At 73.5% G+C, this 16,768-nt stretch carries 16 protein-coding genes and 1 pseudogene; 12 read left to right on the top strand and 5 right to left on the bottom strand.

Going from position 1 to position 16,768, the window contains the following annotated elements:
* Nucleotides 1-5: 5 nt before the first annotated feature.
* On the top strand, nucleotides 6-1,547 hold the full coding sequence (locus tag Q5530_RS27265) for an MDR family MFS transporter (protein ID WP_415365637.1): 1,542 nt from the start codon (nucleotides 6-8) through the stop codon (nucleotides 1,545-1,547).
* Complete coding sequence (locus Q5530_RS27260) at nucleotides 1,501-2,223, top strand: TetR family transcriptional regulator (RefSeq protein WP_415365728.1); 723 nt, start codon at nucleotides 1,501-1,503, stop codon at nucleotides 2,221-2,223. Before Q5530_RS27265 ends, Q5530_RS27260 begins: the two co-directional genes overlap by 47 nt.
* Nucleotides 2,224-2,433: 210 nt before the next feature.
* Here the strand turns inward: Q5530_RS27260 and Q5530_RS27255 are convergent.
* Both Q5530_RS27255 and Q5530_RS27250 read right to left on the bottom strand, forming a co-directional pair.
* Nucleotides 2,434-2,940 (bottom strand): annotated as a pseudogene (locus tag Q5530_RS27255) (cytochrome P450); the annotation flags it as partial.
* Between the two features lie 743 nt (nucleotides 2,941-3,683).
* Nucleotides 3,684-4,256, bottom strand: a complete 573-nt coding sequence (locus Q5530_RS27250; RefSeq protein WP_415365635.1) for a TetR family transcriptional regulator — start codon at nucleotides 4,254-4,256, stop codon at nucleotides 3,684-3,686.
* 99 nt (nucleotides 4,257-4,355) lie between these two features.
* Here Q5530_RS27250 and Q5530_RS27245 point away from each other — a divergent pair, with 99 nt between their 5' ends.
* Both Q5530_RS27245 and Q5530_RS27240 read left to right on the top strand, forming a co-directional pair.
* Nucleotides 4,356-4,817, top strand: a complete 462-nt coding sequence (locus Q5530_RS27245) for a MarR family winged helix-turn-helix transcriptional regulator (RefSeq protein WP_380631513.1) — start codon at nucleotides 4,356-4,358, stop codon at nucleotides 4,815-4,817.
* The gene (locus Q5530_RS27240) at nucleotides 4,814-6,385 is read left to right on the top strand and encodes an MFS transporter (RefSeq protein WP_415365633.1); all 1,572 of its coding nucleotides are present in this window, start codon (nucleotides 4,814-4,816) and stop codon (nucleotides 6,383-6,385) included. The genes Q5530_RS27245 and Q5530_RS27240 overlap by 4 nt, the downstream gene beginning before the upstream one ends.
* A 96-nt stretch (nucleotides 6,386-6,481) precedes the next feature.
* On the opposite strand, the gene Q5530_RS27235 is transcribed toward Q5530_RS27240, so the two are convergent.
* Nucleotides 6,482-8,584 carry a PKD domain-containing protein gene (locus tag Q5530_RS27235; RefSeq protein ID WP_415365632.1) on the bottom strand — a complete coding sequence of 701 codons (2,103 nt, stop codon included), beginning with the start codon at nucleotides 8,582-8,584 and terminating at the stop codon, nucleotides 6,482-6,484.
* A 481-nt stretch (nucleotides 8,585-9,065) separates the two neighbouring features.
* Here Q5530_RS27235 and Q5530_RS27230 point away from each other — a divergent pair, with 481 nt between their 5' ends.
* On the top strand, nucleotides 9,066-9,485 hold the full coding sequence (locus Q5530_RS27230; RefSeq protein WP_415365630.1) for a hypothetical protein: 420 nt from the start codon (nucleotides 9,066-9,068) through the stop codon (nucleotides 9,483-9,485).
* A 273-nt stretch (nucleotides 9,486-9,758) separates the two neighbouring features.
* Here Q5530_RS27230 and Q5530_RS27225 read toward each other — a convergent pair whose 3' ends face one another.
* Both Q5530_RS27225 and Q5530_RS27220 read right to left on the bottom strand, forming a co-directional pair.
* Complete coding sequence (locus Q5530_RS27225; RefSeq protein ID WP_415365629.1) at nucleotides 9,759-10,259, bottom strand: hypothetical protein; 501 nt, start codon at nucleotides 10,257-10,259, stop codon at nucleotides 9,759-9,761.
* Entirely contained in the window at nucleotides 10,259-11,950 is a 1,692-nt protein-coding gene (locus Q5530_RS27220) for a PHP domain-containing protein (protein ID WP_415365627.1), read from the bottom strand. The genes Q5530_RS27225 and Q5530_RS27220 overlap by 1 nt, the downstream gene beginning before the upstream one ends.
* Before the next feature lie 386 nt (nucleotides 11,951-12,336).
* Here Q5530_RS27220 and Q5530_RS27215 point away from each other — a divergent pair, with 386 nt between their 5' ends.
* The 7 genes from Q5530_RS27215 (at nucleotide 12,337) to Q5530_RS27185 (ending at nucleotide 16,760) form a co-directional block, all read left to right on the top strand.
* Nucleotides 12,337-12,840: a hypothetical protein gene (locus Q5530_RS27215; protein WP_415365625.1), complete on the top strand. Its 504-nt coding sequence runs from the start codon at nucleotides 12,337-12,339 to the stop codon at nucleotides 12,838-12,840.
* 144 nt (nucleotides 12,841-12,984) lie between these two features.
* Entirely contained in the window at nucleotides 12,985-13,416 is a 432-nt protein-coding gene (locus tag Q5530_RS27210) for a hypothetical protein (RefSeq protein ID WP_415365623.1), read from the top strand.
* A gap of 94 nt (nucleotides 13,417-13,510) precedes the next feature.
* Nucleotides 13,511-13,666 (top strand): hypothetical protein, encoded by a 156-nt coding sequence (locus Q5530_RS27205; RefSeq protein ID WP_415365621.1) that lies wholly within the window; start codon nucleotides 13,511-13,513, stop codon nucleotides 13,664-13,666.
* Nucleotides 13,667-13,824: 158 nt separating this feature from the next.
* Nucleotides 13,825-14,214 (top strand): ATP-binding protein, encoded by a 390-nt coding sequence (locus tag Q5530_RS27200; RefSeq protein WP_380631531.1) that lies wholly within the window; start codon nucleotides 13,825-13,827, stop codon nucleotides 14,212-14,214.
* A 67-nt stretch (nucleotides 14,215-14,281) separates the two neighbouring features.
* Entirely contained in the window at nucleotides 14,282-14,896 is a 615-nt protein-coding gene (locus Q5530_RS27195) for an RNA polymerase sigma factor (RefSeq protein ID WP_415365619.1), read from the top strand.
* Nucleotides 14,889-16,097 carry a CU044_5270 family protein gene (locus Q5530_RS27190; protein WP_415365618.1) on the top strand — a complete coding sequence of 403 codons (1,209 nt, stop codon included), beginning with the start codon at nucleotides 14,889-14,891 and terminating at the stop codon, nucleotides 16,095-16,097. Before Q5530_RS27195 ends, Q5530_RS27190 begins: the two co-directional genes overlap by 8 nt.
* Nucleotides 16,098-16,217: 120 nt before the next feature.
* The gene (locus tag Q5530_RS27185; protein WP_415365616.1) at nucleotides 16,218-16,760 is read left to right on the top strand and encodes a hypothetical protein; all 543 of its coding nucleotides are present in this window, start codon (nucleotides 16,218-16,220) and stop codon (nucleotides 16,758-16,760) included.
* The last annotated feature ends 8 nt before the right edge of the window (nucleotides 16,761-16,768 follow it).

The raw sequence follows: 16,768 nt of genomic DNA, 5'->3' as shown, positions 1-16,768 counted from the left end.
GGATCATGTCCACCGAAACCGGCACCCACTCACGCCGGGACGTGCTCCAAGCGATGTCCGGCCTCATGATGGGCATGTTCGTGTCCATCCTGGCGTCGACCATCGTGTCCAACGCGCTGCCGCGCATCATCTCCGACCTGCACGGTTCGCAGTCGGTCTACACCTGGGTCGTCACCACCGAGCTGCTGGCCATGACGGCGACCGTGCCGCTGTGGGGCAAGCTCGCCGACCTCTACAGCCGCAAGCTGCTCATCCAGCTCTCCCTGGGCCTGTTCGCGGTGGGCTCCCTCATCGCCGGGTTCGCGCCCAACGTCGAGGTGCTGATCGGCAGCCGCATCGTGCAGGGCCTGGGCGCGGGCGGCATGACCGCGCTGGCCACCATCGTGATGGCGGCGATGATCCCGCCCCGGGAGATGGGCCGCTACGCGGGCATCTTCGGCGCGGTGTTCGGCGTCGGCACGGTCGCCGGCCCGCTCATCGGCGGCCTGCTGGTCGACACCTCGTGGCTGGGCTGGCGCTGGTGCTTCTTCATCGGCGTGCCCTTCACCCTCGCCTCGGTCCTCCTGCTCCAGCGCACGCTGAACCTGCCGGTGGTGCGCAAGGAGGTCAGCATCGACTGGGCTGGCGCGGTGCTGATCATGTCCGGCGTGTCCACGCTGCTGGTGTGGTCGACGCTGGCGGGTCACCAGTTCGAGTGGGCCTCGACGTGGACCGCGGTGCTGGTCGCCGCGGGCGTGGTGCTGCTGGGCCTGGCGGTGTGGGTGGAGTCGCGGGCGACCGACCCGATCGTGCCGCTGACCATCTTCGCCAACCGCACGGTCGCCCTGACCACGCTCGCCAGCGCCCTGGTCGGCGTGGCGATGTTCGGCGGCACGGTGTTCCTGTCCCAGTACTTCCAGATCGGCCTGGGCAAGACGCCGACCGAGGCCGGCCTGATGAGCCTGCCGATGATCTTCGGCCTGCTGGTGTCCTCCACCGTGGCCGGTCAGCTCATCACCAAGTGGGGCCGGTGGAAGGTGTTCCTGGTCGCCGGTGGCGCGATCATGGTCGCCGGGATGCTCCTGCTGGCCACGATCGACGCCAACACCACCGTGTTCGTGGTGTCGGTGCACATGGCGGTGCTGGGCGTCGGCGTCGGCATGTTGATGCAGAACCTGGTGCTGGCGGCGCAGAACGACGTGCCGGCCAAGGACCTGGGCGCGACCACGTCCACGCTCACGTTCTTCCGCTCGCTCGGCGGCGCGATCGGCGTGAGCGCGCTCGGCGCGGTGCTCGCCACCCGGGTGACCAGCCTGTCCGAGGAGAAGTTCGGCCCGGCGGCCGCCGGTCAGACCAACGAGGTGCCGGACCTGTCGCTGCTGCCCGAGCCCATGCGGGTGATCGTGCGGGACATCTACGCCACCGCCACCGCCGAGCTGTTCCTGATCGGCGCGCCGATCGCGGTGCTGGCCCTGCTCGCGGTGCTGTTCATCAAGGAGAAGCCGCTCAAGACGCTCAGCGGTGACGAGCGCCTGGCGGCCGAGGCCGAGATGGCGCCGCTGCACTGAGGTCGTTCGCCGGGTCTGCTCGTCGGCCCTGATCGAGACACGAGGTGTCGCACCTGTCCGGATCGTCCCGGGCGGGTGCGACACTTTCGCCGTGTCCGGGCTCAGGGAACGCAAGAAGCAGGCCACGCGCGCGGCGCTGGCCGACGCGGCGCTGCGGCTGTGCGTGGCGCACGGCCTGGACGGGGTGACCGTCGAGCAGGTGGCCCACGACGCGGGCGTCTCGCTGCGCACGTTCTTCAACTACTTCTCCTCCAAGGAGGAGGCGGTGGTCGCCGGTGACGTGGCCACCGCGACCGCGTTCGTCCGCGCCTTCGCCGAGCGGCCCGCCGGCGAGCCGGTGCTGGACGCCCTGCGGCGGGCGCTGGTCGAGGTCGTCCCGGAGCACGTCGACCCCGGCAAGGTCGCCCAGCTGCGGGCGCTGCGCGGCACGCCGGCGCTGCTGCCGCACCAGATCGCGGCCTTCGCCGCGCGGGAGCGGGAGCTGACCGCCGCGGTGGCCGAGCGGGTCGGCCTCGATCCCGGGACCGACCCCTACCCGGCGCTGCTGGCGGCCACCGTGATGGCGACCCTGCGGGTGGTCGTCGGCCGGTGGCTGGACAGCGCCGACCCGCCCCGGTTGGTCGACCTGATCGACGCGCTGGTCCACCGGTTGCGCACGGGGTTCGCCGAGCCGTGACCGGGGGCCGCGGCCGTCTTGGCGGGCCTTCCCCCCCGGGCCTCCCGGTCGGGCTTTCCCGCCGCCTGGTCGGACCTTTTCCCGGCCGCCCGGCGGTCCCCAACCCCAGGTCACCGGCAGTGAGTGCACGCCGTAGACGAGCATGTCGCTGCGCAGCGGCACCTGATCGGCGGGCACCGCGAGCCTCAGGTCGGGTAGCCGGCGCAGCAGCTCGGTGAACCCCACCGCCATCTCCACCCGCGCCAGCTGCCGGCCGAGGCACTGGTGCACGCCGTGCCCGAACGCCAGGTGCGGCCCGCGCGGCCGGGTCACGTCCAGCTCGTCCGGCCGGTCGAACCGGCGCGGGTCGCGGTTGGCCGCGATCACCGACACCAGGACCTCCGAGTCGGCCGGGACCACCTCGCCCGCGATCTCCACCTCCTCCAGGGCCAGGCGCAGCGCGCCCAGGTGGACGATCGACAGGTGGCGCAGCAGCTCCTCGACCGCGTCGTCCACCAGCGCGGGGTCCGCCCGCAGCCGGGCGAGCTGGTCGGGGCGCTCCAGCAGCGCGAAGGTGCCCAGGACCAGCATGTTCGCGGTGGTCTCGTGGCCCGCGACCAGCAGCAGGCTCGCGATGCCGACCAGCTCGGCGTCGGTCAGCCCCGGGTCGGCCTCGATGAGCCCCGACACCAGGTCGTCGGCCGGCTCGACCCGCTTGCGCCGGACCAGGTCGAGCATGAACGCCCGCAGCTCGTCGGAGGTCCGGGCCACCTCGTCGAGCGGGGTGTCCAGCCGCAGCAGCCTCGAGCTGCGCTCCTGGAACTCGTGCCGGTCGGCGTAGTCGACGCCCAGCAGCTCGCAGATCACCAGCGAGGGGACCGGCAGGGCGAACGCGGTCACCAGGTCCGCGGTCGGGCCGGCGGCGGTCATCGCGTCGAGGTGCTCGGTGACGATCGCCTCGACGCGCGGCGCCGGCTGCCGCATCCGCCGCACGGTGAACTGGCCGGTCAGGAGCTTGCGGTAGCGGGTGTGACCGGGCGGGTCCTGGGTGAGGAAGTTGCCGGCCCGCCGCTCGGGGTCGGACGCCAGTGCCCGGAACCCCTCGGGCAGCTTGGCGACCAGGCGCGAGCTGCGGAACCGGTCGGAGCTCAACTGGGGGTCGGCGAGCGCGGCGCGGGCCTCGTCGTGGCCGGTGACCAGCCACATCGGGTCGCCGGCGGGCAGGGTCAGGCGGTGCACGGGGCCCTGCCCGGCCAGTCGGGTGATCAGCTCGGGTGGGGCGAAGGCGCCGGACTCGCGCGCGGTCAGCCCCGGCGGGAGGCCCAGCGAGAGGCGGTTGGTGTTCGGCCGTCGGGGAGCGGTGGTCATCACCTGGTCCGTTCCCGACCCGGAGGTGGCCGGGCCGTTGCTCGGCGTCGTGGCGGCGTACCCGTCACCCACGGTACGCAGAAATGTGCGCACCGTGCACTTTTTATTCCCGGTCAGTTCTGTTCCCCGGTCGGCCAGGCCGGGCTCATCGCCTCGGCGATCACCTCGGCCGGCGGCCGGTCGGGGTGGTCCAGCCAGTGCTGGGTGGCGGCCCGCAGGGCGGCCAGGAAGGTCGCCGCGAGCACGCGGGCGCGCAGCGGGTCGTCGACCGCCTGGCGGCGGGCGATCTCGGCGGTGAGGTCGCGCTCGACCGCCGCGTAGGCCGCGACCTGGTGCGCGACCAGGCTCGGGTGCCGGGACACCTGCCGCCGCCTGGTCAGCCACTCCGGGTCGAAGCCCTCGTCGGTCAGCTCGGAGGCGGCCCGGACCAGCGCCGGTCGCGGCGGCCCGGCGGGTTGCGCGCGGACCAGGTCCAGCAGGCGGCGCAGGCGGACCAGGTCGCCGTAGAAGATCGCCTCCTCCTTGCCGGCGAAGTAGTTGGAGAACGTGCGCCGCGACACCGAGGCCGCGTCCGCGATCGACTCGACCGTCACCCGGTCGGGGCCGCGCTCCAGCGCCAGCCGCAGCGCCGCCTGGTGCAGGGCCATGCGGGTGGCGGCCTTCTTGCGCTCCCGGAGTGTGTCCATCCCCACCCAGCCTACCGAAAGTTCCCACTGGGCAAACTTGCACGACGCGCAAGATTGTGGATACTTGTATGTGGCAAGCAATGCGGGAGAGGGGGCGACGTGGACGCCGTCGCGCAGGAGCTGGAGGACCGGATGCGAGACCTGCTCAGGGTCGTGCGCATGGTCAAGCAGCAGCACCACTCCGCCGTGCCCGCCGGTCTCGTCGGCATCCTCGGGCTCATCGAGCGCGAGGGCGGCAACCCCACGGGCTGCCACGCGAAGCAGTTGGCCGTGCGCGCCGGGCTGGACCCGTCCACGGTCAGCCGCGCGGTGGCCGCGCTGGTCTCGCACGGCCTGGTGGAGCGGCGCGCCGACCCCGACGACGGCCGGGCCAGCGTGCTGGTGGTGACCGAACGGGGTCACACCGCGCTGGCGGACTCCCGCGACCGGTACGGCGCACTGGTGGGCCGTGCCCTTGCCGACTGGACACCTGAAGAGGTCAGCGCCCTGACCACCGCGATCGGGCGACTGGCCACCGACGTCGAAGGAGCCCTGGGCTCCACCTGGGAGGCCGCGCGATGAGCGCACCCCGCGCGCTGGGCGCACCCGCCCCCGCGCCGACAACCGGCACGATGAACCACCGCCAGGTGCTGGAGGCCCTGAGCGGCCTGCTGCTGGTGCTGTTCGTCGCGATGCTCAGCGGCACCGTCGTGTCCACGGCGCTGCCGCAGATCATCGGCGCCCTCAACGGCTCGCAGACCCAGTACACCTGGGTGGTCACCGCGACCCTGCTGACGGCCACCGCCACCACGCCCATCTGGGGCAAGCTCGCGGACCTGTTCAACAAGAAGACCCTGGTCCAGGTCGCCATCGTGGTGTTCGTGGCCGGGTCGATCGTGTCCGGCCTCGCGCAGAGCGCCGGCCAGCTGATCGCCGCCCGCGCCTTCCAGGGCATCGGCGTCGGCGGTCTCCAGGCGCTGGTGCAGGTGGTGATCGCGGCGATGATCGCGCCCCGCGAGCGCGGCCGCTACAACGGCTACCTCGGCGGCGTGATGGCCGTGGCCACCGTCGGCGGCCCGCTGCTGGGCGGCCTGATCGTGGACACCTCGTGGCTGGGCTGGCGCTGGTGCTTCTTCATCGGCGTGCCGATCGCGGTGATCGCCCTGTTCGTGCTCCAGGCCACGCTGCGGATGCCGACCACCCGGCGCGAGCACGTCAAGATCGACTACCTCGGCGCGTCGCTGATCGCGATCGGCGTGAGCGTGCTGCTGATCTGGATCTCGTTCGTGGACTCGTCGTTCGCCTGGCTGTCGTGGCAGACCTTCGCCATGGTCGGCTCCTCGGTGGTGCTGCTGGCCCTCGCGGTCGCGGTCGAGGCGCGCACCGCGGAACCCGTGGTGCCGCTCGGGATCGTCAAGCAGCGCACCACGGCGCTGGCGATCCTGGCCAGCCTCGCGGTCGGCATGGCGATGTTCGGCGGCGCGGTGTTCCTCGGCCAGTACTTCCAGATCGGCCGCGGCTACAGCCCCACCGAGGCGGGCCTGCTGACCATCCCGATGATGGCGGGCGTGCTCGGCGCGTCGATCATCAGCGGGCGGCTGATCACCAAGACCGGTCGGGTCAAGCCCTACATCGTGACGGGCGCCGCCCTGCTGGTGGTCGGGTTCCTGCTGCTCGGCCAGATCGACCACGCCACCTCGCTGGTGCTGGTCGGCGGCGCGATGCTGCTGGTCGGCGCCGGGGTCGGCATGAGCATGCAGAACCTGGTGCTCGCGGTGCAGAACACCGTGCCGCTCAAGGACATCGGCGCGGCCAGCTCGACCGTGGCGTTCTTCCGCTCGCTCGGCGGCACGATCGGCGTGTCGGTGCTGGGCGCGGTGCTGGCCCGGCGGGTCGACTCGGCCATCACCCGCGACCTGACCGCCGCGGGCATCCCGGCCGGCGGTGGCGACGGCAGCAGCAGCCTGAACCTCGCCGCGCTGCCCGAGGCCGTGCAGCACATCGTCCGCGCCGCCTACGGCGACGCCACCGGGCACATCTTCCTGATCTCGGCGGGCATCGCCGTGGTCGGTGTGGTCGCGGCCCTGCTGCTCAAGCCGATCGTGCTGCGCTCCAGCCTGGACCTGTCGGACACCCCGCCGGCGTCCTGATCCCGGCAAGGTACTGATCCCCGCCGGCGTCCTGATCCCGGCGACGAAGGGCCCGACCGCTCACCCGAGCGGCCGGGCCCTTCGCGCGTCACGGGCTCAGAAGCCCATCCGGCAGCCGGACAGGACGATCTCCTGGCCCAGCAGGGTCACGACCCGCACCGCGTACTGCGCGCGCTGGCCGTTCGGCCCGACGACCGTCTGGTTCAGGTGGACGGTCGCCACACCGGGAACGCCGATGGTGACCGGACCGGTGCCGATCGGCTGGCCGTTCAGCGTGCCGACGCGCGAGGAGCTGGACAGGCCCTGCTCGTTCGCCACGCAGCTGGTCTCGATGTCGGACACGGTGATCGCGCCGCCCAGCAGGCTGGCGCTGGACACCTCGGCGCCCGCGTCGGTGCGGCCCGTCGCCGGGTCCAGGAAGCAGTCGGCGTGCAGCGCCTGCACCGAGGCCAGGCCGAGCACGTTCACCGAGGCCGTGGTCCGGTCGGAGGACGGCGGGCAGGTCGCGTGCGGGATCTTGGCCACGGTGATCAGGCCCGAGGCGCTCAGCGACCACGCCTCCGCCCGCACGTGGGACACGATCGTGACCACGGCGGTGGCGGACCCGCCGTCGTCGTCGGTGACCGTCACCAGCACGTCGTGCGAGCCGACGCCGGCGTAGGGGTGCGTGGCCGTGCAGGTGCCCGAGCCCGCGCCCTGCGCGACGGTGCCGGTCACCACGGGGGTGCCGTCGTCGAAGTCGACCGTGCACGTGTGCGTGTCGTGCGTGGCGATGTCGGTGAACGGCGCGGTGACCGTGACCGGGGTGTTGCGCAGCACCAGCGTGCCGTTGGCCGGCGAGGAGATGCTCACCTGCGGGGCGACGTTGGTCAGCGTCAGCGTGGTCGTGGCGACCACGGCGGGGTTGAGGCCGTCGTTCGCGGTCAGGGTCAGCGTCCACACGCCGTCGTCGTTGCAGGTCACGGTGGTGTTCGGCGCGGTGGGCGCGGAGAAGGCGCAGGTGGTGCCGGGGTCGACGCCGGACTGCGGCGTCGCGCTCCACTGCGTGGTCAGCGAGGGGCCGTCGGGGTCGACGACGCTGCCGGCCAGCGTCACCGGGGTGCCCTCCTGGCCCGCGTACGGGCCACCGGCCTCGACGACCGGCGGGTCGTTGACGATGACCGTGGTGCACTCGGTGACGGTGCCCGGACCGCCGCCGTCGGTGCCGCGGGCGGTCACGCACAGCTGGTGGGTGCCGGAGGTCAGGGTGCCGGTGGTGGCGGTGTAGGTGACCGAGGCCGGGCCGGTCCGCGGCAGCGCCGGCGTGACGTTGGTGATCTGCGTGGGCGCGCCGTTGTCCACGCTCAGGGTCAGGTCGGTCAGCTGCGAGGCGATGACGCCGGGCACCACGTTCGGCAGGTTGGCCGGGTCGGGCACCGACGTGCAGGTGCCGCCGGTGAGGTCCGCGATGGCCTGGAGGCTGGCGTTGTAGTCGCCGCTGTTGCAGGCGGAGCCGGGGCCCACGGCGAAGGTGAAGTAGTCGACGTTGGCCGGCACCGCGCCCGCGACACCGGTCACGTCGCCCGCGGCGAAGCCGTCGGACAGGAACAGCACGACCTTGCGGGCCTGCGGCTGGGCGTTGGTGACGGTGGTCGCCGACTGCACGGCGGGCACGAAGCTGGTGCCGGTGCCGACGGACCTGGCGGTGAACTGGCTCACGCCGCCCTGCACGGCCGAGCCGACGGCCTCCTGCACGTCCCGGACGCCGTTGCCGTTGGCGTCGGTCTCCGGCGCGGTCAGCAGTTGGTCGCCGCCCGCCGGACCCACGTCCACGGTGGCGGCGGCGCTGCCGAACACCACCGCGCCCACGCTGCCGACCACCGTGTTCGGCGCCGCCGCGACGGTGTTGAGGTTGGCCACCGCGGTGCGCTCGCAGGACAGGACGTCACCGCCGGCGCACGGGCTCGCGGTGCTGCCCGACACGTCCACGACGTAGGTCAGCGCGGTGTCCTTGACCGCGACACCCGTGCCGACGGACGCGGTGCCGGTGACCGTCACCGGCCCCTGCGGGACGACGGTGTCGGGGGCCGGGCTGGTGATGTCCACGGAGATGCTGGTGCCGCCCGGCAGGTTGCCGTCGGTGGCGTGGGCCTGGATCTGGCTCGCGACCAGGACGGCGACGGCCAACGCCGCCGTCCCGGCCAGTTGTCTGGGTCTCATGTCCCTCGTTTTCCCTTCGTACGCGTCGATGGGGAATCGAGGACCGTGACCCGGGGGTTACTAGGCCGTTCCGGTGAGTAACTTTGCGTCGACGCCGCCGGCCCCCGTGACCCGCACACCACCGCACACGGCTGCTCTCGTGGGGCTACCGGGACTTCGGGCCGAAGCGACCGACAGTGGGCTTCGGCCCGCAAAGTGCAGTCCGCGCCTGCGGAACCTCGCAATGGCGGGAGGGCGGCCCGCTGCCGGTGTGCCTGGCCCAGGATCCGACCTCGACAGGGCGCCTCTGGTTCGGCGTTCCGGCAAGAAGACCACGTCCATGCCCGCCACCGGCGTACGGAGGCCCGTTCATCACCCGATGGGATGCCGATCAGGGCGGAAAGGAACCGGCGGCCTGCCGGCAGTCTTCAACCGGGGTACCGGAGCCCGACCGCGGCAGACCGTCGGGCCTTGGCACAGGCGGCAGGGAAAGGAGATGTGGATGATCGGCAAAAGGATGCTCACGGCGATCGCGACGGTTGGCGCGTTGATGGTGTGCTCGATCGCTCTTCCTGGAACGGCAAGCGCTGCGAGCGGTGGCGGGTGCACCACGGGCAACCCGGGAGGAACCTCCGTCCGGCCCTGCATCAGCTACAGCGGATCTGCCTCGTCCATCCTGGTTGATGGGTACATCAACAGCCTGGGCGGCAACTCCTGCTTGCAGATCGACCGCAATTGGCTGTTGAACGGGAATTTGCTGGATGACGGATTTTCCATCGTTTACGGTACTGGCTACGTCGTCCGGTCCTCGCATGGGGTTTCGAGGGTGTCGGGGCAGACCGCACGCGCTGTGTGGCGCGTCCACAACTGTTCCGGCACGTTCCTCGGTGAGGTGCGGACCCCGCAGCAGAACTTCCCCTGAGGTCGTCGCATCGTCGTGGTGGTGGTCGCGGCCGGGCCCGCGTACGCCGACTCGGCGGGTGGTGGTCGTGCCGACCGGTCGTCGTGGCTTGCAGGCGGTCGGGCTCGCGGTCCGGCCACAACCCACCCACCGCGGCGGGTGAGCTCGCGCCACCCGCTCGAATCGATCACCGGTCCTCCGTCGTGAAGGACTGTCGAGCGCTTCGAACGGGCTGTTGCCGTGGATTGCCCGGCGTAGTTTGGTCCTGTCTCGGGTGCGACGACAAGCGCACCGTCAGTGCGCGCCGCCGCAGCACTCGTGCGGGTCCTCCGCCTCGATCGGCCGCAGCACCCCGCCCACGGCCGGTTCCACCAGCAGCACCAGCGCCCCGTCCCGGTGGACCGGGCGCAGGAAGCCCAGCGTCTCTACCGGGTCGCCGGGCGAGACCGGGACACCCACGCCCACGACGCGGTCGATCGCCGACGAGGCGACCACCTCGCCGGCCGGGTGCGTCCCGGTCAGCGCGGCCTGCCCCGGGAACCGGACGCAGCGGTCGAGGGCGGGGGAGTCGGTCACGGTCACCGGGCCGCCCAGCGCCGCCGCCGCGGCGGCCACCTCGAACGGGCCGGTGACGCGCGCGGACACCGCGGTGACCGCCACCGGGCCGCTGCGGTCGACCCGGGTGAACACCAGGTCCGCCGTCGCGCACGAGTCCAGCGCGGCCAGCAGCAGCGCGTCCCGGTGCGCCGCGCCGTGCCCGCCGGGCAGTGCGGGCACGGCGTCGAGCCACACCATCAGACGACGTCGACGAAGACCGGGTTCGCGTAGAACCACAGGTCAGACCACGGGTCCGCGTCGCCGATCACGTCCATCACCGGGCCGCCGTCGGAGGTGAGCCGGTTGCCGTCCGAGCCGCGCAGCCTCAGGTAGAACGCGGAACCCACGTCGCGGAAGGTGTGCGTGAACCGCACCGTGCCGCGCGCGGTGCGGGCCACCTCGAAGGTCTTGACGACCCGGGTCAGCGGCGCGGCGAGCGCGTCGCGGTCGCTGGCGGGACCGGTGACCGGGCCCGCGATCAGGTCCACTTTCGCCAGGCGCGGCACCGCGCCGCCGAAGTTCGCGCCCCGGGCCAGGTCGACCTCGATTCCCACCTCCACCGAGTCGCCGCGCCGGACGAACGTGCGCCCGCCGATCGTCACGCCCCGGTTGTCGCCCCCGCCGAGCGAGCGCACCCGCAGGTTCAGCCCGTCGACCACGCGGCCGTGCACGGCCACCACGCGGCCGCCCTGCATACCGCGCATGATGTCCACATAGGACTGTGAATCCGCGCCGACGAGCGTGGAGCTGTAGAAGCCGGGCCAGTAGTCCCCGTAGACCTGGGGCTTGCCGGTGTCCACGGGCTTGCCGCGGCTGCCGGTGGCGTTGTGGTCGCCGCTGCCCGGTGTGTGCGTGTCCAGGTGCACCTGGTGCGCGTCGGAGGTGGCCGTCACCCACCACGGCCGGCCCTCGGCCAGCAGCGAGTCCCACAGGCCGCCGACCTTGGCGGTCATCCAGTCGAACCCGCCGTAGGTGCGGTAGGGGTTCTCGGTGGCGGTGGGCGCGTAGCCGGGGAAGCTGTCCTGGTTGGGCGAGCCGTCGTAGTAGCCGCGCGCGCCGCCGCGCCCGCCCGCCTCGCGCCGGATGCCCGCCGCCTGGTGGCCGGGCGCGCCCTCCATGCCCACGGCCACACCGGGCGCGGCGTCGCGCCAGCCCCGGATCTCGTGCGGGCTGTCCACCCCGCGCCGCGCTGGGTGGTTGGCGAACATCAGCGCGATCTCCGTGCGGCCGGACAGCACCTGCGCCTCCAGGTACCGCAGCGCCGCCAGCGCGTACGGCTCGCCGTCGGCGGAGGTGGAGCGGGTGAGCAGGCCCGTGCCGCCCTGGGCGACCGGCGTGGACAGCACGCCGCCGTCGTAGGCCGCCTCGAACGCCCGCAGGATGTCCACCGTGGACCGACCGGGCGGCAGGAACACGGTGGCGTGCTCGGCGCCCGGGATGTTCCACTCCAGCCCCTGGTAGACCAGCACGTCGCGGTGCGCCCGCCGGGCCCGCTCGATGTCCGGCGCGACCTGGTCGATCGACAGCTTCTCGTGCGCGACCCCGCCGTGGTCGGTGATGACGACCCAGTCGAGGCCGTGCTCGCGCGCCTTGGCCACCTGCTGGGCGACCTCGTACTGGCCGTCGGAGGAGTACCTGGTGTGGATGTGGTGGTCACCCGCGTACCAGCGGGACCGGCCGTGCCACGGGTTCACCGGGTGCGGCGGGCGGTCGTCGTGCGCGTGCGCCGGGAGCGAACCGAGCGTCGTGGCCACCCCGGCCGCGCCCAACCCGGTCAGGAACCTGCGGCGGGCCACCGACAGCGGCCGGTCGTCCTCGGCGTCGCGCCAGCTGCCCTCGACCTCCTCGTGGTGGTGCTCGTGGGTGTGGCCGTGGTGGTGGTGCGACATCCTGGCGGCTCCGATCCTGAACCGAACTGCGGCGGACCGAAGTATCGTGATTCCGCTACGTGTTGTGGCGGGGCTCGGGCGCGAACAGCCGGTGAACAGTTGGTCACCCGTGCGCCGGTCCACAACGGACTGCCGGTGACGGGGTCGCGCGTGGTGCGGCCGGATGACGGGTCGGCCGGCCGGCGCGCGGATGGTCCGCGCGCCCCGGACGGGCCGCGAGCACCGCCGGCCGCGAACACCACCGCCCGCGCCACCCGGCCATCGTCGGCTGCTGCGGGCCGAAGCCGGCCGAGCGCGCCTCGTCCCGGGCGGCCGCCACCTTGCGATCACCTGACAGCTCGCCGGCGACCCCCCACCGGGCGGCCCGATCGGGTATGCCGGACGTCGTGACGCGCATCGGGACCGGTGCGGTGGGCATCGGGCTCTGCCTGGTGGTCATCGCCGGGGGGCTGGGCTCGGCCGCCGGCACCGGCGTGCGGGGCCGGGTCGGCGACGTCGTGCTGCGCGTGGCCCCGGCGGTGACCGAGGGCGGGTCGCCGTTGCGGCCCGGGGACGACGCCGTGGTCAGGTTCAGGGTCTTCGCCCAGCACGGCGCGGACGACGAGCTGGTCTCGGTCGGCAGCGACGAGGCGCGGCAGGTCGAGCTGCGCTGGGACCGCGACTGCGACGGCGCCGCCGAACCGGTGGCGACGCTGCCCCTGGAGGACGGTGTGGTGCCCGGCGGCGGTGCGGGCACGGACTACCGGGTCGTGCTGGTCGACCTGGGGGAGGGGGTCACGGTCGGCTCGACGGTGACCGTGGAGTTCGGCTTCGCCCGCTCAGGTGAACTGAGGGTGACCGTCCCCGTCACGTCCGCGGTCGTCGGCCCGAGCAGGTGCGCGGGCGCCTGAGCCCTTCCGGGGGCGGGCCGACCGACCCCGTGGCGGTGCGATCGCAAGACAAGCGTCAGGTCCACCGCCGCCGGACGGTGCCACGATCGGGGGAGGCCGCGCAACGGCGTGCGGCCGCCATCGGTGCAGGGGGAGGAGGACGCCGTGACGTCCGTGGGAACGCGGTCGCCCGCGACGGGCCGCGGTGCGGCGGCGCGGCGCGGGCCCGGGTGGGACGCGGTGGTCTCGCTCGGGGTCGTGCTGGGCTTCTTCGCCGGCCTGTGGCTGCTCATGGCCCCCTTCGCGCTGGGTTACCAGACCGCCGTCGGCGACTTCGACCCCCGCTGGCACGGCGTGCTCGCCGGTTTCGCGGTGGCGGTGTGCTCCCTGGTCCACGCCATGGCGCCGCGGGAGACGCCGTGGCTGGGGCCCGTCCTGCTGCTGGTCGGGGCGTGGCTGGTCGTCGCGCCGTTCGCGGGACGCTCCCCGGAGGTGGGGATCGCGGCTGTCAACGAGGCGGTCACCGGCGCCGTCGTGGTGGTCGCGGGGGTGGGCGCGTCCGCGAGGGCGGCTGCCCGGCGGTGGGGCGCCGGGTGAGGGCGCGCCGCTGTTCCGGGACCCCGCCCCGGGCCGCCACCGAGGAAGACGACGGCCGGTAACCGTGACCGCCATACCCGGTGAGCAGGACCCCGTGGCACTGCTCCTCATCTGCGACAGCTGCGGTCGCGCCTACGAGGGCGACACGCGCCGGCCGTGGACTGTCCTGTGGTCGGAGGCGATCGGCACCGGTTGGCGCGGCCGGGACCGCGCGATCGGCCCGCACCGCTGCACCCGCTGCCCCGGGTGAGGCGGGCCCGGTCCGCCCGATCACGTGCCCGTGGTGCGACCGGGTGGCGCAAGGTGATCGTCAGGTGCAACGGGACATGTCGGTGGCAGACTCGATGCCGTGCCCCGAGAAGCCGCAGCCACGCGTCCCCACCGCCCCGGGGCGGACCAGGGGAGACGATGAGCGCGGGTTACGACAGCGCCGGCTACGACACCGCCCTGCTGCTGATCCGGGACGACAGGGCGCTGTCGCGGGAGCAGGTCGCGCTGTGGTTGCGCGACCGGTTGGCCGGCTGGCCGGAGCACGACGTCCTGCGGGTCGGGCTGATCGTGGTCGAGCTGCTGGACAACGCGCAGCGCCACGGCCTGCCCCGCTACGTGCTGGAGCTGGTGCTGGACCGGGGGACCGGGACGCTCACGATCAGGCTCCGCAACCGGGCCACCGGCGGGGCTGTCGACCCGGTGCCGGCGGCCGGGCTGCTGATCGTCGAGGCGCTGAGCGAGCAGTGGGGCGTCGTGCCGCTGGCCGGCAGCACCACCACCTGGGTCAAGGTGCGGTTCGACGACTGAACTCGGTCGGTACGAGGCGGGTGCCCGTGAACGCGGAGGGCCGCTGCGGGCAACAGCGGGTGTGAGGATGACGAGCGAGCGCACCGCCGGGGGCCGAGTGGCCGACGACGGGGGCGACGACGAGGCCGAGGACCGGCCCGACCTGTCCGGGGCACAGCCCGCCCCGGCCTTCGAGGTGCTGTTCGACCGGCACGCCCGGCCGCTGCACCGCTACCTGGCCCGGCGGGTCGGTGACCTGGCCGACGACCTGGTGGGCGAGACGTTCCTGGTGGCGTTGCGGACGCGGGCCGGGTACGACCCGGGGCGCGGCACCGCGCGGTCCTGGCTGTACGGGATCGCGACCAACCTGCTGCGCAGGCACCTGCGGCAGGAGGTGCGCGGGCTGCGGGCGGCGGCCCGGTCGGTCGGGTCGGTCGCCGGGGGCGAGGGGCACGAGGACCGGGTGGCCGCCCGGGTGGACGCCTCGGCGCGGGCCGTGCGGCTGGCGGGCGCGCTGGCCGCGCTGGAGGCCGGTGATCGGGACGTGCTGCTCCTGACCAGCTGGGCGGGACTGGACTCGAACGAGGTGGCCGAGGCGCTCGGCATCCCGGTCGGCACGGTCCGCTCCCGCCTGCACCGGGCCCGCACGCGGCTGCGCGCCCACGCGTCGAACACCGAGGATTCGAGGACCGGCGATGAGTGAGAACAACATCCACCGCACCTGGGCGGAGGACGAACTGGACGTCGCGCTGGCGGAGTTCAACGCCGACGTGGGCACCGACGAGCGGGTGATCGGCCGGGCCCGGACGGCGCTGCTGACCAGCGCCGGGCAGGGGCGTGCGGCCGACCGGCGGGCGGGCGCGGTCCCGCCGGGTGCGGTCCTACCGCACGAGGCCCCGGCGCGGGCGCGTCGATCGGCGGGATGGCCGGGACGGCGGTCGGCGGGGTGGTCGGGCCAGTGGTCGGCGCGTCGACCGGCGGGGTGGTCGGGACGGCGGCTGGTGGTCGGCGCGGCGGCGGTGGGCGTGCTGGTGGCGGGGGCCCTGGTCGCCCAGACCGTGCCGTTCGGCGGCTCGGCGCCGGCGAGCGCGGAGGCGGTGGCCGCCCTGGACCGGGCGGCGGCCGGGGCGATCGGCGCGGTGGACGAGCCGGTCGGGCCGGGCCGCTACCGCTACGTCGCCACCCGGGCCTGGTGGATGGCGTCGGCGTCGGTGGACGGCCGGGAGTTCGCCCGGCTCGCGGAGAACCTGCTGGAGACCTGGGTCCCGGCCGACCCCGCCGGGGAGTGGCTGCTGCGCCGCGACGTCACCGGCAACCAGAGGTGGGTGCTCGGCACCGAGGAGGAGGCGCGGGCGGCCGGCGTGCCCACCGGGAACACCTGGCCCCGGGGGGGTTGGCCCGAGGGCGACGAGCGCGCCCGCTGCGGTGACTTCGACGTCGAGCCCGAGCGCCAGTGCCGCGTGCCCGGCAGCTGGAGCCACCCCACGGCCGAGTGGCAGGCGGGGTTGCCCACCGACCCGGACGCGCTGCTGGAACGCTTGGAGGACGACATCCCCGACGGCAGGCGCCACGACCAGCTGCTGGTCTACGTCGCCGACGCGTTGCGCAGCGGCCTGGTCGGCAAGGACGTGCGGGCTGCCCTCTACCGGGCGATGACGGGGGTTCCCGGCCTGGAGGTCACCGACCGGCAGGCCAACGTCGACGGCCGGATCGGCACCGCCCTGGGCCTGGACGACGGCCACGTGCGGCAGGAGATCATCATCGACCCGGCGACCGGCCGGTTCATCGGTGAGCGCCGGACCGCCACGAGCGACGCCGACGGCTACCCGCCGGGCACCGTCCTGAGCTTCACCTCGGTGGAGACGGGCGTCGTCGACGCCACCGGGGTTCGGCCCGCCGGCTGACGGGGAGCGGAGGCGGGTGCGGGAATCGCGGTAACGAAGCCCCGGGGTGCGCGATAGATCAATGCCGACACCATCGAATCCGCATTTCTGCGGAATTCGTGTTCGGAAAGGGGAACCGCCATGTCCCGAGTCGCCTCCGTCCTCGCCGCCGTCCTGATGACCGTCGCGTCCATCCCGCTCGTCGCACCCGGCACGGCCGCCGCCGTGGGCCTCGACCTCACGTGCACCCCGCCCAGCAGCGCGAGCCTGCTCTTCGACCCGCCCGCGACCAACTCCCCGCAGACCATGGCGCTCTCGGTGTCCCGGCAGTACGGCCCGTGCGTCTCGGCCACCCGCCCGGACATCACCTCGGGCCACTCCAGCGCCACGGGCACCTCTCAGGGCGCGACCTGCCTGAGCCTGCTCGGCGCGAACGCGATCACCATCCCGATCACCTGGAACACCGGCGAGACGTCCACCCTGTCCGGCAACAACGTGTCGAGCCTGAGCGGCCTCGCCCTGACCGTGGTCACGACCGGCACGGTCACCTCGGGGGTGTTCGCGGGAGCGACGTTCGTGCACACGATCATCTACCCCAGCACCAACATCCTGCTGTGCAACCTGGGTCTGGGCACCCTGTCCGCCCTGTACGGCCAGGTGGTGCTGGAGATCATCACCCCGTGACCGGTTCG

The organism is Saccharothrix sp. BKS2, from assembly GCF_047689505.1.
Taxonomy (GTDB): Bacteria; Actinomycetota; Actinomycetes; order Mycobacteriales; family Pseudonocardiaceae; genus Actinosynnema; species Actinosynnema lopnurensis.
Note: the sequence above shows the minus strand (reverse complement) of the source record. Positions and strands in the feature narration are given on the sequence as shown.

Bases quoted from the DNA above. Each gene is read 5' to 3' on its own strand.
- Q5530_RS27185 (WP_415365616.1), top strand. From the start codon at position 16,218: ATGTCCCGAGTCGCCTCCGTCCTCGCCGCCGTCCTGATGACCGTCGCG.
- Q5530_RS27220 (WP_415365627.1), bottom strand. From the start codon at position 11,950: ATGTCGCACCACCACCACGGCCACACCCACGAGCACCACCACGAGGAG.
- Q5530_RS27190 (WP_415365618.1), top strand. From the start codon at position 14,889: ATGAGTGAGAACAACATCCACCGCACCTGGGCGGAGGACGAACTGGAC.
- Q5530_RS27240 (WP_415365633.1), top strand. From the start codon at position 4,814: ATGAGCGCACCCCGCGCGCTGGGCGCACCCGCCCCCGCGCCGACAACC.
- Q5530_RS27235 (WP_415365632.1), bottom strand. From the start codon at position 8,584: ATGAGACCCAGACAACTGGCCGGGACGGCGGCGTTGGCCGTCGCCGTC.
- Q5530_RS27225 (WP_415365629.1), bottom strand. From the start codon at position 10,259: ATGGTGTGGCTCGACGCCGTGCCCGCACTGCCCGGCGGGCACGGCGCG.
- Q5530_RS27265 (WP_415365637.1), top strand. From the start codon at position 6: ATGTCCACCGAAACCGGCACCCACTCACGCCGGGACGTGCTCCAAGCG.
- Q5530_RS27200 (WP_380631531.1), top strand. From the start codon at position 13,825: ATGAGCGCGGGTTACGACAGCGCCGGCTACGACACCGCCCTGCTGCTG.
- Q5530_RS27250 (WP_415365635.1), bottom strand. From the start codon at position 4,256: ATGGACACACTCCGGGAGCGCAAGAAGGCCGCCACCCGCATGGCCCTG.
- Q5530_RS27195 (WP_415365619.1), top strand. From the start codon at position 14,282: ATGACGAGCGAGCGCACCGCCGGGGGCCGAGTGGCCGACGACGGGGGC.
- Q5530_RS27230 (WP_415365630.1), top strand. From the start codon at position 9,066: ATGATCGGCAAAAGGATGCTCACGGCGATCGCGACGGTTGGCGCGTTG.